Below are 15,641 nucleotides of genomic sequence, written 5' to 3' on the forward strand. Positions count from 1 at the left end.
ATGTTCGAAGCCGGACGATCCGGGGCGCGCGTCCAAGGTCAGCCGCTCGCGAGCTCGCGGCCCCGGTTGCGGGCCGCCTCGATGGCCTCCAGGACGGCGGCCCTGACGCCGTGCCGCTCCAACTCGCGGATCGCCGAGATCGTCGTCCCGCCCGGGGACGTCACGGCCTCGCGCAGCAGCACCGGGTGCTCACCGGAGTCGCGGAGCATGACGGCGGCGCCGACCGCCGACTGGATGACCATCTCCAGCGCGGCGGCGCGCGGCATGCCGAGCAGGATGCCCGCGTCCACCATCGCCTCGACGAGGTAGTAGAAGTACGCCGGTCCGCTGCCGGACAGGGCCGTCGCGCCGTCCTGCAGCGACTCGGGGATGCGCAGCACCTTGCCGACCGGCGACAGCAGCTCCTCGGCCAGCTTCAGGTGCTCCTCCCCCGCGTGCGACCCGGGCGAGATGACGCTCATCGCCTCGTCCACGTGGACGGGGGTGTTCGACATGACGCGGACGACGGGCACCCCCGCCGGCAGCCGCGCCTCGACGAACCCGGTCGTGATGCCCGCCGCCATCGAGATCACCAGCCGGCCGGGCGGCACGTGCGGGCCGACCTCGTCCAGCAGGGCGCCCATGTCCTGTGGCTTCACCGCGAGGACCAGCGTGTCGGCGGCCGCGGCGGCCTCCGCGTTCGGCACGATCTCGACGCCGTAGCGCTCCCGCAGCAGCGCGCCGCGCTCCTCCCGGCGCGCGGTGGCGATCAGCTCGGACGGGCGGCGGCCGGCCCGGAGCACCCCGGACAGCAGCGCCTCGCCCATCTTCCCGGCACCCAGAATCGCGATCATCGACATACCTTGACGTGGGGTTCCAAACGACCCGTCCAGCCTATCGCCGGGCCGGCCGGCGCCGCCCGGCGACCGGTCCCGGGACACCGCCCTAGGACCGCCCGACGAGGGAGCGCATGAAGAAGCGCAGGTTGGCGGGGCGCTCGGCGAGCCGGCGCATGAAGTACTCGTACCACTCGCGGCCGTAGGCGACGTAGACGCGGACCTGCGCCCCCTCGGCGGCGAGGCGGCGCTGCTCCTGCGGGCGGATCCCGTAGAGCATCTGGTACTCGAACGTGTCGTCGTCGCGGTCGTTCAGCACCGACAGCGCCCCGGCGACCTCGATGAGCCGGGGGTCGTGCGTGGCGAGCATCGGGTAGCCCTTGCCTGCCATCAGCACCTTCATGCACCGCACGTACGACCTGTCGACCTCCTCCTTGTCGGTGAAGGCGACCGCCGCGGGCGCCGCGTAAGCGCCCTTGCACAGCCTCACCCGCGAACCCTCGTAAGCCAGTTCCGCGCAGTGTTCCTCCGCGCGACGCAGGTACGCCTGGACGACCGCGCCCACGTCCGGGTAGTCCCGCCGCAGCTCGTGGACGATTCGCAGCGTCGAGTCGACGGTCGTGTGCGCTTCCATGTCGAGGGTGACCGTCGTACCGGCCGAGCGGGCGGCGGCGCACACCCGGCCCGCGTTCGCCAGGGCGAGGTCTTCGTCGAAGGTCTGGCCGACGGCCGACAGCTTGAGCGACACCTCGGCGCGCCTCCCCAGCCCGGCCGCGCCCAGCCGGCTCAGCAGCTCGACATAGTGCGCGGCGTTCGCCTCCGCGCGGCCCTCGTCGTGCGTGTCCTCGCCCAGGACGTCCAGGCTGACGAGCAGGCCCTCGCCGGTCAGCCCGCCGGTGACGCGCAGGGCGTCGTCGATCGTCTCACCGGCGACGAAGCGGCGGACGACGTCGCCGGTGAACGGCGCCGTCTCCACCACCCTGCGCGCGCCGCCGCTGCGCGACGCGACCAGCAACGCCTGACGAAGCACTGTGCGAACCCCTCGTCCCCTGGGCCTACCGTCCCAGGTTATGCCGCCCGGGGCCCGGTGCTCACGACACGGTGCCGAGGCTGTTCCCGGCGCCGTACTGCCGCACGTACTCCTTCATCCGCGCGGTCTTGACCGCTTCGAAGAGGGCCTTCGCCTTCGCCCCGTCCAGGAACACGACGCTCTGCCTCTTGCGCATGCCGGTGCCCTTGTGCGGAAGCGTCATGAACATCACGTCGGACGCGCGGACGCTGCGCATGCTGAGCGCCAGCGAGCGCAGGTCGCCCGCCGACACCCCCTCGTCCACGCTGATCGACTTGGTGAGCGCCGACATGAACCGGTCGAGCTTGAGCGGGTTGGTGAGCGTGCCCCGGTCGGCGGCCTGCTTGGCGAGCGCGCCGAGGAACGCCTGCTGCCGCTTGATCCGGTCGAAGTCGCCGTTCGGCAGGTTGTAGCGCTGCCGGACGAACAGCAGCGCGTCCTCGCCGTTCAGCTTCTGCCGTCCGGCCTCCCAGCGCTTCTTGCGCGCCGGGTCGTACACGCCCTGCTTGATGTTGACGGTGACGCCGCCGAGCGCGTCCGTCATCGACTTGAAACCCTCGAAGTCGATCGCGCCGTAGTGGTCGATGCGGATGCCGGTCAGGCTCTCCAGCGTCTCGATCAGCAGCTTCGGCCCGCCGAAGGAGAACGCCGCGTTGATCTTCTGCTGCCCGTAGCCGGGGATCTCCACCCACGAGTCGCGCGGGAACGAGACGATGTAGGCCTTCTTCCGGTCCGCCGGCAGGTGCAGCAGCATGATCGTGTCGGTGCGCTGCTGCCCCGGCTTCCAGACCTGGTTGCCCTCGCCGGTCGTCGCGGCGTCGGCCCGCGAGTCCGAGCCGACGAGCAGCCAGTTCTCCGTCCCCTCGACGTTCGCGCCCGGGCGGTTCGGGGAGTCGTCCGGCATCACGCCCTTGAGCCGGTCGATGTTGCCGTTGTAGGACGACTGCCGCTGCCACGCCAGCCCGCCGAGGCCGGCCACGACCAGCGCCACGAAGACCCCGACGGCGATCAGGACGCGGGGCCACCGCCGCTTGCGCCGCGTCCCGCCGCCCCCGTCCGAGCCGCCCCAGAACGCGGCCTCGGCGTCCGGCCCCGGGACCCCCGGAGCACCCGGAGCACCCGGAGCACCCGGAGCCTCGGGCCCGGCGGGCGCGGGCGCCCCCTCGTCGGGCCGCTGCGGCACCTGCGGGCCGTGAAGATCAGGGGAGGTCATGGCGCGAAGCTACCAGCCGCGCCGAACGGGGACGGCCGACTTCGCCCCACCTGTCCGGTTACGGCGGACCCGCGAATCCGTGTAAACCCGGTCCCCCGCTCGCGGGTCGGCCGTCTGCCGGCGGCTCAGCCGCTCCGGCGGCGGAGCGTCACCGCGCCCAGCAGGAGCGCGACCACCACGAAGGCGGCTATCACGGAGACGTCCAGGGCCAGGGTGCCGGTGAAGTCGGGACTGGCGCTGATCTCCTGCATCCCCTCGACCGCGTAGGACAGCGGCAGGACGTCCGCGATCGCCTGGAGCCAGGACGCCATGTTCTCGCGCGGGATGATCAGACCGCAGAGCAGCAGCTGCGGCAGGACGAACGCGGGCATGAACTGGACGGCCTGGAACTCGGTCCGGGCGAACGCGCTGGCGAACAGGCCGAGCGCCATGCCGAGCAGCGCGTCCAGCAGGGAGACCAGGACCAGGGACGCCAGCGAACCGCTCAGGTCGAGGTCGAGCCAGGTCAGCGAGACGGCCAGCACGACGGCGACCTGGACGAGTGCGAGCAGGCCGAACGCCAGGGCGTAGCCGAGCAGCAGGTCCAGCTTGCCGAGCGGCATCGTCATCAGCCGTTCGAGGGTGCCGCCGGTGCGCTCGCGGAGGGTGGCGACGCTGGCCACCACGAACATGACGACGAACGGGAACAGGCCGAGCAGCATGGGCCCGATCCGGTCGAACACCATCGGCTGGTCGTACACGTACCGCAGCAGGATCATCAGCAGCGTCGGCACCCCGACCAGCAGGGCGAGCGTGCGGTGGTCGTGCTTGAGCTGCGCCAGGATGCGCCGCATCGTGGCGAAAGTGATGGCGAGGCTCATGACGGGCTCCCGGCCTTCTCGTGGATCAGGTGGAGGAACGCCTCTTCGAGGTCGGAGGCTCCGGTGCGCGAGCGCAGGCCGGCCGGCGTGCCGTCGGCGAGGACGTCGCCCTCGCGCATCAGCAGCAGCCGGTCGGTGCGTCCCGCCTCGTCCATGACGTGGCTGGACACGACCAGGGTGGCGCCCTGTTCGGCCAGCTCGCGGAACAGCTCCCACAGCTCCTGCCGCAGCACCGGGTCGAGCCCCACGGTCGGCTCGTCCAGGACGAGCAGTTCGGGCGCGCCCAGCAGGGCCACGGCGAGGTTGACGCGGCTGAGCTGCCCGCCCGACAGCGTCGCCGCCGTCTGGTCGCGGCTGCGGCCGAGGCCGACCTCGTCGATGACGCGGGCCGGGTCCGAGCGGGGGGCGCCCAGGACGGACGCGAAGTAGCGCAGGTTCTCGGCGACGGTCAGGTCGGCGTAGACGGCCGGCCTCTGCGTCGCGTACCCGACGCGGCGCCGCAGGCCGGGCGACCCGGCGGGCTCGCCGAGCACGGTCACGGCGCCGCTCCGCACGATCTGGACGCCGACGAGCGCCCGCATCAGGGTCGTCTTCCCGCAGCCGCTCGGGCCGAGCAGCCCCACGATCGAGCCGCGCGGGACGTCGAAGGTGAGCCCGTGCAGCACCTCCCGGCCCCCGCGATCGACCCGCAGGTCGCGCACCTGCACCGCGGGCCCGGAGGCGCCCGCCGGACTGGAATTCATCATGTGTTGAATTTAGGCCGACGCGCGTCCCCGGTCAAGAGGCGGAGGTCCCGGCGAGAGGAGAGCCCGGCAGAAACGCAGGGAGTGCGCGGCCTCAGGAGGTGAGGTAGCGCTGGAGGGTCGGGGCCACCAGTTCGATCAGCTCGTCCTCGGAGGCGGAGGCCAGCGGCTCGATGCGCAGCACGTAGCGCAGGATCATCAGGCCGATCATCTGGCCGGCCGCCGCCTGGATGCCGAGCGGCGGCGCCTCCGTGGCCTGCGAGGCCCGCCCGAACAGCGCGGACGTGACGAACTCGCGCAGCAGCGAGGCCGCCTGCTCGTTCGTCATCGCCGAGCGGAGCATCGCGAGCATCGGGGCGCGGCGGTCCTCGTCCCCCCACACCTGGAGGAAGGTCCGGACCAGGCCCTCACCGAGGCGGTCAGGGGGGAACGACATGATGCGCGGCAGCAGGACGGACGGATCCACCGGAAAGCGCATCGCCTCGACGAACACGCCCTCCTTGTTGCCGAAGAAGTGGTGCACCAGCGCGGGGTCGACCTCGGCGGCGCGGGCGATGGCGCGCAGCGACGCGCCGTCGTAGCCCTTCTCGGCGAACAGGTCCCGCGCCGCGGCCAGGATCTTCTCGCGCGTCTCGGTCGGGCCGGGCCTTCGGCCGGGGCCCCGTCCGCGCGCCCCGGACCCCGCGGGCCTCGCGGGTTCCCCGGGGCCGCTCACCGGCGCACGCCCCGGCGGGTGACCTCCCCGGCCGAGGTGACCTCCCACGTGTGGGCGGCGGCGGCCAGGTGCAGGCGCGCGAACGCGAGGGCCTCGGCGAGGTCCTCCATCCGCTCGATCCGGCTGGACGCGCGCCGCGTGTTGACCTCCAGGACGATGTGCCCCTTGAAGCCGCCCTCGGCGAGGGTCTCCAGCATCGTCCCGCACGGCTGGTTGCCCCGGCCGGGGACGAGGTGCTCGTCCTTGTTCGTGATCCCGACCCCGTCGGCGAGGTGGATGTGGCGCAGGCGGTCGCCCAGGCTCCCCGCCATGTCGATGGCGTCCGAACCCGAGACGGCGGTGTGCGACAGGTCGAGGGTCACGTACGGGTAGTCCTGGTCGACGGGGTTCCAGTCGGGCAGGTACATGCCCGCCTCGGCGCCGCGCGCCTTGAGCGGGAACATGTTCTCGACCGCGAACAGCACGTCCGTCTCGTCCTGCATGCGGGCGAGGCCCTCGACGAAGTCCTTCGCGTAGTCGCGCTGCCAGCGGAACGGCGGGTGCACGACGATGACCTCCGCGCCCAGTTCCTCCGCGACGTCCTTGGAGCGCACCAGCTTGCCCCAGGGGTCGCGCCCCCAGACCCGCTGGGTGAGCAGCAGGCACGGCGCGTGGATCGACTTGATGGGGACCTGGTGGTAGTCCGACAGCCGGCGCAGGACGTTCAGGTCCTGGGACGAGGCGTCCGTCGAGACCATGACCTCGATGCCGTCGTAGCCCAGCAGCGAGGCGATCTCGAAGGCGCTCGGGACCTTCTCCGGATACACCGACGCCGTGGAGAGCGTGATCGGGGCGTCCGGTACGCGGAGCGCCGGTGAAGGGGCGCCGTTGTGCTGCGGGGCCAAGGCTTCCTCGCCATGAATGATCGCTCGGCTGTGTCGTAGAAGAGAGCCTATGCCGCTGCGGCCGTGATGAAACACTCGCCGGGAGTGATCTCGCTTGCTCCGCCGGTGGCGCCGCTACCCTCTGTCTCCGTGGCCGAGATCGCGCGGGGCGCCGTGCCCAGCCCCAACATCTGGAACTCCCCCCAGGTCTACGAGCTGGAGAACCGCGCCGTCGACCCCGACGGCGTGCTGGCCGCCGCCATGCGCGCGGTCCGTCCCTGGGACGGCGCCGACGTCCTCGACGTCGGCTGCGGGACCGGCTTCCACCTGCCGTTCTTCGCCGAGGACGCGCGCCGGGTGATCGGCGTGGAGCCGCACGCCGGCCTCGCCTCGGCCGCCGCGCGCCGGACGCGGGACCTCCCCAACGTCACCGTGCGCACGGGCACCGCGCAGGCACTGCCGATCCCGGACGCGTCGATCGACGTCGCCCACGCGCGGTGGGCCTACTTCTTCGGCCCGGGATGCGAGCCGGGCCTCGCCGAACTGGACCGGGTGGTCCGGCGGGGCGGCGCGATCCTCATCATCGACAACGACGCCACCCGCTCCACGTTCGGCCGCTGGTTCCAGCGGAGCCTGCCGAAATACGATGCCGCCGCCGTCGAGCGGTTCTGGACTCGGCGCGGCTTCCACCGGGAGCCGCTGACCATCCGGTGGGCGTTCCAGAACCGCGAGGACCTGGCCGCCGTCCTGCGGATCGAGTTCCCCCGCGATCTCGCCGACGCCTGCCTGCACGAACTCCCCGGTGTGGAGGTGGACTATGCCGTGAATTTGTGGTGGCGTTGCCCCTGAGTTACCAGCCAGTTGGAACCGGGAGGAACGCACCATGGGTCGCGCCGCCGCCACGAGCCGAGTCACCGCCGGGAGGGCGCTCGGCGGTCTCCTCGCCGCCACCGCCCTCGGCGCGGCCGGCGCCGGCGCCGGGCTGGTCGCCCAGCGCCGCGCCATGCGCCGCCTGCAGCTGCGTCCCGACCCGTTCGCGGGCGAGCCGTTCGGGTCGCTGCGCGGCCGCCCCCTGCCCGTCCGCGCCGACGACGGCGCCCGCCTGTACGCCGAGATCGACGGTGAGGACCGCACCGACCTCGCCGTCGTGTTCTGCCACGGCTGGACGCTCACCCAGGACTCCTGGCACTTCCAGCGCAAGGCCCTGCGCGGCCTCGGCCGCCTCGTCTTCTGGGACCACCGCGGCCACGGCCGCTCCGACGGCGGCGCCCGCGACGGCTACGCCGTCCCCCGCCTGGCCCGCGACCTCGGCGCCGTCATCGAGGCCACCGTCCCCGCCGAGACGCCCGTCGTCCTGGTCGGCCACTCGATGGGCGGCATGACCATCATGCGGTACGCCGACGAGAACCCCGGCCTGGTCGGACGCAAGATCCTCGCGACCGGGCTGCTGTGCACCTCGGCCGGCGGCCTCGGCGAGGTCACGCTCGGCATGCCCGCGCTCATCGCGCGCACCACCCACCGCCTCATGCCCGCCGCCCTCGGCGCGCTCGGCGCCGGCTCGGGCGTCGTCGAGCGCGTCCGCCACCTCGGCCGCGACGCCGCCGCCCTCGTCGAGGACCTGGTCGCCTTCGGCCCGGACGCCAGCCCCGCCGCGGTCGCCTTCGCCGAGCAGATGATGGCCGACACCCGCATGGACGCCTTCGTCGACTTCTTCCGCTCCATGATCACCACCGAGGTGATCAGCGACTGCGCGTCCCTCGGCGGCGCCGACACCCTGGTCATCGGCGCGGAGAACGACATGCTCACCCCGGTCGAGCACAGCCTGAAGATCGCCTCCTGCGCGCCGGGCGGGCGGCTGGAGGTCGTCCCCGGCGCCGGGCACATGGCCATGCTCGAACGTCCGAGCATCGTGTCCGACCACCTCGGCGACCTGATCGAACGGGCACGCAAGCAGAGCTGACCCCCGCAGGGCCGCGCGCGGGATGGATACTGTCGGTCCCCGGCCCTACGCTTCCGCGCATGGCGAAGGCGAAGACGGCCAAGGCCCTCTACCGGTGCTCGGACTGCGGCTGGCAGACCTCCAAGTGGGTCGGGCGCTGCGGCGAGTGCCAGACGTGGGGAACGGTGACCGAGGCCGCATCGGCGACCCCGGCACGGGTGGTGTCGGCCGGGCCGGTCAGCTCACCGGCCCGCCCGATCGGGCAGGTCGACGTACGGTCCGCGCAGACGCGCCCCACCGGCCTGGACGAGCTCGACCGCGTCCTCGGCGGCGGCATCGTGCCCGGGGCCGTCCTGCTGCTGGCGGGCGAACCCGGCATCGGCAAGTCGACGCTGCTGCTGGAGGTCGCCGCCCTGGCCTCGACGGCGTCCGGCGGCGCCGGGGGCCCGGCCGGAGGTGAGGGCCCGGCGGGAGCTGAAGGCGCGGCGGGCGGGAACGTCCTGTACGTGACGGGCGAGGAGTCGGCCGAGCAGGTCCGGTTGCGCGCCGACCGCGTCGGCGCGATCACCGACCGGCTGTACCTGGCGGCCGAGACGGAGCTGTCGGCCATCCTCGGCCACATCGACTCGGTGGGGCCCGGGCTGCTCGTCATCGACTCCATCCAGACGATCGGCACCTCCGAGGCCGACGGCGCGCCCGGCGGCGTCACCCAGGTCCGCGAGGTCGCCGCCAACCTGATCAGGGTCGCCAAGGAGCGCGGCATGACCGTCGTGCTCGTCGGCCACGTCACCAAGGAGGGCACGATCGCCGGGCCGCGCCTGCTGGAACACCTGGTCGACGTCGTCCTCTACTTCGAGGGCGACCGGCACTCCCGGCTCCGCATGATCCGCGCCATGAAGAACCGGTACGGCCCCACCGACGAGCTCGGCTGCTTCGACCTGTCCGAGGTCGGCATCGTCGGGCTGCCCGACCCGAGCGGCCTGTTCCTCACCCGCCGCGAGGAGGCCGTCCCCGGTACCTGCGTCACCGTCACGCTCGAAGGGCGTCGCCCCCTCGTCGCCGAGGTGCAGTCGCTCGTCGCCAAGTCGCACCTCCCGGCGCCGCGGCGCGCCACCTCCGGTCTCGACACCTCCCGCGTGGCGATGATCCTCGCCGTCCTCGCGCAGCGCTGCAAGATCTCCATGCACGAGCAGGACGTGTACGTCTCGACGGTCGGCGGCGTCCGGCTCACCGAGACCTCCGTCGACCTGGCCCTCGCCCTCGCCGTCGCGGGCTCCACCGTCGAGCAGGCACTGTCCACCAGCCTCATCGCGCTCGGCGAGGTCGGCCTGGCCGGGGAGGTCCGCGTCGTGCCCGGCGTCCAGCGGCGGCTGGCCGAAGCGGCCCGGCTCGGGTTCCGGCACGCCGTCGTCCCGCGCGGCTCCCTGGAGCTGGCCGACGGGCCCCTCAAACGCGCGGATCCGCAGCTCAGCAGCTATGAGGGCATGAAAGTCATGGAGGTCGACAGCCTCCAGCAGGCGCTGCAGGTCTCGTTTACCGCGCCCTGACAGGCGTCCCGCCAGAGTATTACTTCACACAACGCACGCTTGCGACCTGGGGAGGAACCAGCGCGCGGCCCGCCTCGGTAAACTGGCGCCGTCCAGCGACCTCCGGGGGCCAGGTGCCATCACACGACAAGGGTCATGACGAACGACGCCGCGCCACACTCGCCGCGGTGGCTCCCGGCACCCAGATCCGGGACGGACTGGAGCGCATCCTGCGGGGCCACACCGGCGGCCTGATCGTGCTCGGCTACGACGGGCCCGTCGCCGAGCTGTGCACGGGCGGCTTCGAGCTCGACGTCGAGTTCTCCGCCACGCGGCTGCGCGAGCTCGCCAAGATGGACGGCGCGATCGTCCTCGACGACAGCCACACCCGCATCGTCCGCGCCGCGGTCCACCTCGTGCCGGACTCCACCCTCCCCACCGAGGAGTCGGGCACCCGCCACCGCACCGCGGAGCGCGTCGCCCGCCAGACCGGCCTGCCGGTCATCTCGGTGAGCCAGTCGATGCACATCATCGCGCTCTACCTCGACGGCACCCGCTACGTCCTGGAGGACTCGGCGGCAATCCTCTCCAAGGCCAACCAGGCCCTGGCCACGCTCGAACGCTACAAGCTGCGCCTCGACGAGGTGTCCGGCACGCTGTCGGCGCTGGAGATCGAGGACCTCGTCACCGTCCGGGACGTCAGCGCCGTCGTCCAGCGCCTGGAGATGGTGCGCCGCATCGCCGACGAGATCGAGGGCTACGTCGTCGAGCTCGGCACCGACGGCCGCCTGCTGTCCCTCCAGCTCGACGAGCTGGTCTCCGGCGTGGACGTCGACCGGCAGCTGATCGTCCGCGACTACCCGTCCGACGACACGCGCAGCCGCGGCGTCGACGCCATCCTGTCCTCCCTGGACACCCTGTCCGCCAACGAGCTGCTCGACCTGTCCACGGTCGCCGAGGTGATGGGCTTCGCCGGCCCGGACGCCCTCGACCTGCCCGTCAGCCCCAAGGGCTTCCGGCTGCTCGCCAAGGTCCCCCGCCTGCCGGGCTTGGTCGTCGAACGCCTCGTCGAGCACTTCGGCGGCCTGCAGAAGCTCCTCGCCGCCGGCATCGACGACCTCCAGGCCGTCGGTGGAGTGGGCGAGTCCCGCGCCCGCAGCGTCCGCGAGGGCCTCTCCCGCCTGGCCGAGTCGTCCATCCTGGAACGCTACGTCTGACCCGCCTCGGCAGAGGCCGGGTCAGTACGGCCGTCGGGGCGGGTCAGCGGAGGCTGAAGATCTGTTTCTTGGCCTTCGCGCCTTGCAGCGTGGCCACATAGGTGCCGGGGCGGGCCCGGACGGCGCCCTTGCAGTCGCGCCGGCGGTCCCAGACGACGTCGTCGACGTAGGGGATGCCGCGCCGGAGCGTCGCCCTGGGCGCGCCGCCCCTGCGGCACTTGGCCGACGACCAGACCCGGTCCGCGCCGGAGGTGATGCGGACCTCCAGCGACCCCGTGTCGAACGCGCAGGACCCCTCACCCGTGCTCACGACCGTGACCCGGAACTCCGGCCGATCCGACCCTGCGTAGAGGTTCTTCGCGGCGGTCATGTTGACCACGAGGTCATCGCGGTCGCAGGGGCCGCCGTCGGCCTGCTCCGGCACGGGCGTCGTCGTCGTGGTGACGGTGACCGTCGGCATCGCGCTCGGCGGCGGCGAGGGGCGCGTCCCCTCGGCCGCGCCCGCGTTGCGGCCCGGCGCGTCCTCCGCGGTGCCGCCCTGGCACGTCCACGCCAGCAGGCCGACGGCCCCGAGGACGCCCGCCAGGGCCCACACGCGGCGCCGCCAGTATGGATCGAGTCCAGAACCGTCCCGGTCGCGCTCAGTGTTCGGCCCCATGCGGGCAGTATGCATTCACCGAACCGGTAAGAGCGGGCGACCCGCCGCGTGCCACAATGGCGGCGCGCCATGAACACCGACTCCGCCTACACCGCACCGATCCTCGACTGGTACGACGCGAACGCACGGGACCTCCCGTGGCGGGCACCGGACGCGACCCCGTGGGGTGTCCTCGTCAGCGAGATCATGCTTCAGCAGACACCGGTCTCCCGCGTCCTGCCCGTCTGGGACGCCTGGCTGACCCGCTGGCCGACACCCGCCGCGCTCGCCGCCGAACCGTCCGGCGAGGCCGTCCGCGCGTGGGGCCGGCTCGGCTACCCGCGCCGCGCGCTGCGCCTCCACGAGGCCGCCCGCGCGATCACCGAACGGCACGGCGGCGACGTCCCCTCCTCGCACGCGGACCTGCTGGCGCTCCCCGGCATCGGCGCCTACACCGCCGCCGCCGTCGCCAGCTTCGCGTTCCGGCAGCGGCACGCCGTCCTCGACACCAACGTCCGCCGCGTCCTGGCCCGGCTTCTCTCCGGCGTCGAGTACCCGCCGAAGACGCAGACCAAGGCCGAGGTCAGGCTTGCGGAGAGCCTCCTCCCGCTCGACCCGCCGACCGCCGCCCGCTGGGCCGTCGCCGTCATGGAACTGGGCGCACTGGTGTGCACCGCCCGCTCGCCCCGCTGCGTCGACTGCCCCGTCATCGACAGGTGTGCGTGGCACCTGAACGGCCGTCCCGCCTACGACGGGCCGCCGCGAAAGGGCCAGACCTACGCCGGCACCGACCGGCAGTGCCGAGGCCGCCTCCTGGCCGTCCTGCGAGACGCCGAGGGCCCCGTCGAAAAACCGGCCCTGGACATCGTCTGGTCGGACGCCACCCAACGCGAACGCGCCCTGGACGCCCTCATCGCCGACGGCCTGGTCGACCCCCTGGAAGACGGCCGCTATGCCCTCCCCGGCTAACCCGCCCGACTCCTCCATAGGGCCACCGGCTGACGAGAACGCCCATCCGCCGTCTCCTAAACGGGCAGCAGGCCGGACCTCTGCGCGCAAAGCTCGGAACGGACGAGTTCCAGTAGCCGGCCCACCCAGTTGCGACCGGTGTCTCCGCGCGTGATCCAGTGGTCGGATTCGATTCCGCCGTATCCGATCGGGGCGTCGCCCGTACCGATCAGGATCTCCGCCAAATCGGGATGCTGCGCGTACTTCGCGCGCAGGAGTCCGGCCATCACCGCCGTCCTGGCCTGCGGCCATCCCTGGACGCGGGACGCCTCTTCCGCGATCTTCTGAGCGTCGTAGGAGTGTTCGGCCGCGCGAACCTGCTCCCGGACCTGGGGATCCTCGACTGAAAGGGCCCAGTAGGCGTGCGCGACCGACGGGTAGAGGACGCCGCCGACTTCGATCGGGGCCGGGCAGTCGTTCTGCAGGGCGTCGATTCCCGGGTCCTCTGGCCACCCCCGCGGAAACACGCGCCCGCCAAGGTGGATCGTCCCGCCCGGAGCTTCCGGCGGATCGTCCGCCGACCGTTTCGACGCGTATTCAGCGCGATCGCGGGCTTCCTCGGCGAAGTAGTCCAGGGCCCATTCCCGCATGGCCTCGGTCACCACGCCATCGTCGAACCAGCCGCCGATCGGGTGCTCCCCGACATCGGTGCACAGGAAGACCAGCGGACGGTCCTTGTTGTTCATGTCGCCGAGCGAGTAGCAGCGCTTGTGCGCGGGAATCGCCAGGTACGCCTCGCGCAGCGCCAGCCGGTCGGCCTCGTCCCTCGACTCCAGGTACCGGTCCAGGGCGGCCAGGCAGCGGTCGGTGGAGTCCGGACGGTCGTTCAGCCGCTCGATGTCGTCGGCCACCTCCCCCAGCAGCATCTCCGGGGTGAGACCGAACGCCGGCTCGGCGGCCTTCCAGCGGCCCAGCTCGAACGCGCTGATCTCACCGCCGTCGGGTACCTCCGTCACCACCCAGCCGCATTCGAGCTTCTCCCGCAGGCCCTCCAGGTCGACCCACTCCCAGCAGCTGATGGCGCCGTCCGCGAACACCAGAAGGTTCGTGAGGTGGTACGTGAAGTTGTGGATGAAGACGGGCCGCGCGACTCCCTCGATGCGCTGCCCGTCCTCTATGCGGTGGATCCGTAGCAACAGGGAGACTCCTCGATCCTCGTCCAGTGAAGCGAAGCGCAGCCGCTCGGCCGCCGACCGGACCGCGCATCCGGCCGAATCATGGGGCGGGGCTCCCCATGCCGGTCAACGAATAATCGTTCGTCAGCTCAGGCTCCGGACTCGTACCGTACGCCAGTGCGCGATCTGCTGACCCTGCCCAAAGCCCACCTGCACGTCCACCTTGAGAGCACCGTTCGCCGCGCCACTCTCCGCGAGATCGGCGCCGCCAACGGCGTGCGGGTCCCCGACGACGTCGGCGCGTTCGGCGACTTCGCCTCCTTCTTCGCACAGAACGACCTCGTCCGCGCCTGCCTGCGGCGGCCCGATGACTTCCGCCGCGTCGCCTACGAGTTCTGCGAGGACGAGGCGGCCCAGGGCGTCCGGTACGCCGAGGTCTCGTTCACCGCCGCCGCCCACGGCGAGCGCCTCGGCGACCTCGGCATGCCCCTGTCGGCCGTCCTGGAGGGCCTTGAGACGGGCCAGGAGGACTTCGGCATCGAGTGCCGCCTGATCCTCGACCACTCCCGCCGCCGCTCCGTGGAGCGCGCCTGGCGAACCCTCGACCTGGCCCGCCGCCACGACCGCGTGGTCGCCGTCGGCCTCGCCGGCGACGAGGCCCACCCCGGCGACCCGTTCACCGAGGTCTTCGCCGCCGCCCACGACGCCGGGCTTCACGTGGTCCACCACGCCGGCGAGGGCGAGGGCCCTGCCAGCATCCGGCAGGCCCTCGGCCCCGGCCGCACCGAGCGCCTGGGCCACGGCATCCGGATCCTGGACGACCCCGACCTGGTGGCCGAGGTCCGCGAACGCGGAATCCCCCTGGAGGTCTGCCCGTCCTCCAACGTCGCCCTGGGCTTCGTCCCGTCCCTGGAGGCGCACCCCCTTCCCCGCCTCCGCGAAGCCGGCCTGCCGGTCACCCTCAACACCGATATCCCCGCCCTGATCAACACCCCTCTCGCCACCGAGTACGCCCGCGTCCGCGCCACATTCGCCTACGACGACGCCACCCTGGCCGACCTGGCCCACACCGCCGTGACCGCCTCCTTCGCCCCGCCCCAGACCAAGAAGACCCTCCAAGAAGCGATAGGGGCCTGGCTGGCCACCCCGCCCCCCTCGCTCTAGTCCCGTTCAGGGTCCATGACGGCGGCGAGCACTCGCGACCGAACGGCGTTCTGTGGATAACCCGCCGGGGCCTCGGGCTCGGCGACGTTCTGTGGATTAACCCGCCGGGGCCTCGGGCTCGGCGAGGAAGAGGCAGAACGGGTGGCCCAGAGGGTCCAGGAACACCCGGACGTCGTCATCCGGCTGGAAGGCGGCCAGGACGGCGCCCACGGCCTCGGCGTGCTTCACGGCGCCGTCCAGGTCGTCCACCTCGAAGTCCAGGTGGACCATCTGCAGTTGGGCGCCCTCGGCAGCGGGCCACGTGGGGGGTTGGTAGAGCGGCTCCGTCTGGAACGACAGGCCGGTGCCGCCGCCGGGGGGACGCAGCTTCACCCAGTCGGGCTCGTCCTGCACGACCGTCCAGCCGAGGAGGCGCCGGTAGAAGTCCGCCAGCGCGTGCGGATCGGGGGCGTCGAGGACGGGGGCGGACAACGTCAGACGGCTCATGGCGGCTCCCTGCGGCAGTCGATCATGTGCGGGCATGCTGCCCGGGAGGAGCGCGAACATGCGAAAGGCCCGCTGCCGGCGGGAACCGGCAGCGGGCCTTTGCGCACGGGACGTCAGTCCTTGTTGAAGTTGACCGCGCCCTCGATGGGCGGCGGACTGTCAGGGACGGTCGACGGCTTGGGCACGCCCTTGAAGGTGAACTTGGCCTTCTCGGTGGTGTCGGTGTCGGCGGGGTCGAAGCCCTCGGTGCCGACGATCACGATCTGGCCGG

16 protein-coding genes are annotated in these 15,641 nt (G+C 72.3%); 6 read left to right on the forward strand and 10 right to left on the reverse strand.

The annotated features are described in order from the left end of the window. Window positions 1–38: 38 nt before the first annotated feature. The 7 genes from proC to CHC11_RS31820 all read right to left on the reverse strand — a co-directional run bounded on the left by proC (window position 39) and on the right by CHC11_RS31820 (window position 6,299). Window positions 39–833, reverse strand: coding sequence for a pyrroline-5-carboxylate reductase (proC, locus tag CHC11_RS31790; RefSeq protein ID WP_089315577.1), 795 nt, complete (start codon window positions 831–833; stop codon window positions 39–41). A gap of 91 nt (window positions 834–924) precedes the next feature. Beyond that, window positions 925–1,845, reverse strand: a complete 921-nt coding sequence (locus tag CHC11_RS31795; protein WP_089315543.1) for a proline dehydrogenase family protein — start codon at window positions 1,843–1,845, stop codon at window positions 925–927. Window positions 1,846–1,906: 61 nt separating this feature from the next. After that, a complete protein-coding gene (locus CHC11_RS31800; RefSeq protein ID WP_089315544.1) occupies window positions 1,907–3,097 on the reverse strand; it encodes an LCP family protein in 1,191 nt (396 codons plus the stop codon). A 125-nt stretch (window positions 3,098–3,222) separates the two neighbouring features. Continuing rightward, entirely contained in the window at window positions 3,223–3,957 is a 735-nt protein-coding gene (locus CHC11_RS31805) for an ABC transporter permease (RefSeq protein WP_089315545.1), read from the reverse strand. Then, complete coding sequence (locus CHC11_RS31810; RefSeq protein WP_245920005.1) at window positions 3,954–4,703, reverse strand: ABC transporter ATP-binding protein; 750 nt, start codon at window positions 4,701–4,703, stop codon at window positions 3,954–3,956. Before CHC11_RS31810 ends, CHC11_RS31805 begins: the two co-directional genes overlap by 4 nt. Window positions 4,704–4,794: 91 nt before the next feature. Then, the gene (locus tag CHC11_RS31815; RefSeq protein WP_089315546.1) at window positions 4,795–5,415 is read right to left on the reverse strand and encodes a TetR/AcrR family transcriptional regulator; all 621 of its coding nucleotides are present in this window, start codon (window positions 5,413–5,415) and stop codon (window positions 4,795–4,797) included. Further along, on the reverse strand, window positions 5,412–6,299 hold the full coding sequence (locus CHC11_RS31820) for a sugar phosphate isomerase/epimerase family protein (protein ID WP_089315547.1): 888 nt from the start codon (window positions 6,297–6,299) through the stop codon (window positions 5,412–5,414). The genes CHC11_RS31815 and CHC11_RS31820 overlap by 4 nt, the downstream gene beginning before the upstream one ends. Window positions 6,300–6,428: 129 nt before the next feature. Between CHC11_RS31820 and CHC11_RS31825 the strand changes: the two genes are divergently transcribed. The 4 genes from CHC11_RS31825 (at window position 6,429) to disA (ending at window position 10,960) form a co-directional block, all read left to right on the forward strand. Next, entirely contained in the window at window positions 6,429–7,127 is a 699-nt protein-coding gene (locus CHC11_RS31825) for a class I SAM-dependent methyltransferase (RefSeq protein WP_245920007.1), read from the forward strand. A gap of 34 nt (window positions 7,128–7,161) precedes the next feature. Beyond that, the gene (locus CHC11_RS31830; RefSeq protein WP_089315549.1) at window positions 7,162–8,238 is read left to right on the forward strand and encodes an alpha/beta fold hydrolase; all 1,077 of its coding nucleotides are present in this window, start codon (window positions 7,162–7,164) and stop codon (window positions 8,236–8,238) included. A gap of 59 nt (window positions 8,239–8,297) precedes the next feature. Further along, window positions 8,298–9,764 (forward strand): DNA repair protein RadA, encoded by a 1,467-nt coding sequence (locus CHC11_RS31835; protein WP_089315550.1) that lies wholly within the window; start codon window positions 8,298–8,300, stop codon window positions 9,762–9,764. A gap of 113 nt (window positions 9,765–9,877) precedes the next feature. Then, window positions 9,878–10,960: a DNA integrity scanning diadenylate cyclase DisA gene (disA, locus tag CHC11_RS31840; RefSeq protein WP_089315551.1), complete on the forward strand. Its 1,083-nt coding sequence runs from the start codon at window positions 9,878–9,880 to the stop codon at window positions 10,958–10,960. 43 nt (window positions 10,961–11,003) lie between these two features. On the opposite strand, the gene CHC11_RS31845 is transcribed toward disA, so the two are convergent. Continuing rightward, on the reverse strand, window positions 11,004–11,618 hold the full coding sequence (locus CHC11_RS31845) for a hypothetical protein (RefSeq protein WP_245920012.1): 615 nt from the start codon (window positions 11,616–11,618) through the stop codon (window positions 11,004–11,006). Between the two features lie 69 nt (window positions 11,619–11,687). On the opposite strand from CHC11_RS31845, the gene CHC11_RS31850 reads away from it, so the two are divergent. Further along, the gene (locus tag CHC11_RS31850) at window positions 11,688–12,566 is read left to right on the forward strand and encodes an HhH-GPD family protein (protein ID WP_089315553.1); all 879 of its coding nucleotides are present in this window, start codon (window positions 11,688–11,690) and stop codon (window positions 12,564–12,566) included. A 56-nt stretch (window positions 12,567–12,622) separates the two neighbouring features. On the opposite strand, the gene CHC11_RS31855 is transcribed toward CHC11_RS31850, so the two are convergent. Then, the gene (locus CHC11_RS31855; RefSeq protein ID WP_218826328.1) at window positions 12,623–13,741 is read right to left on the reverse strand and encodes an NADAR family protein; all 1,119 of its coding nucleotides are present in this window, start codon (window positions 13,739–13,741) and stop codon (window positions 12,623–12,625) included. A gap of 156 nt (window positions 13,742–13,897) precedes the next feature. On the opposite strand from CHC11_RS31855, the gene add reads away from it, so the two are divergent. Beyond that, a complete protein-coding gene (add, locus tag CHC11_RS31860; protein ID WP_089315555.1) occupies window positions 13,898–14,884 on the forward strand; it encodes an adenosine deaminase in 987 nt (328 codons plus the stop codon). 96 nt (window positions 14,885–14,980) lie between these two features. Here add and CHC11_RS31865 read toward each other — a convergent pair whose 3' ends face one another. Continuing rightward, entirely contained in the window at window positions 14,981–15,370 is a 390-nt protein-coding gene (locus tag CHC11_RS31865; protein ID WP_089315556.1) for a VOC family protein, read from the reverse strand. Window positions 15,371–15,641 lie beyond the last annotated feature (271 nt).

Origin of the sequence: Actinomadura mexicana, assembly GCF_900188105.1 — a bacterium.
Lineage (GTDB): Bacteria > Actinomycetota > Actinomycetes > Streptosporangiales > Streptosporangiaceae > Spirillospora > Spirillospora mexicana.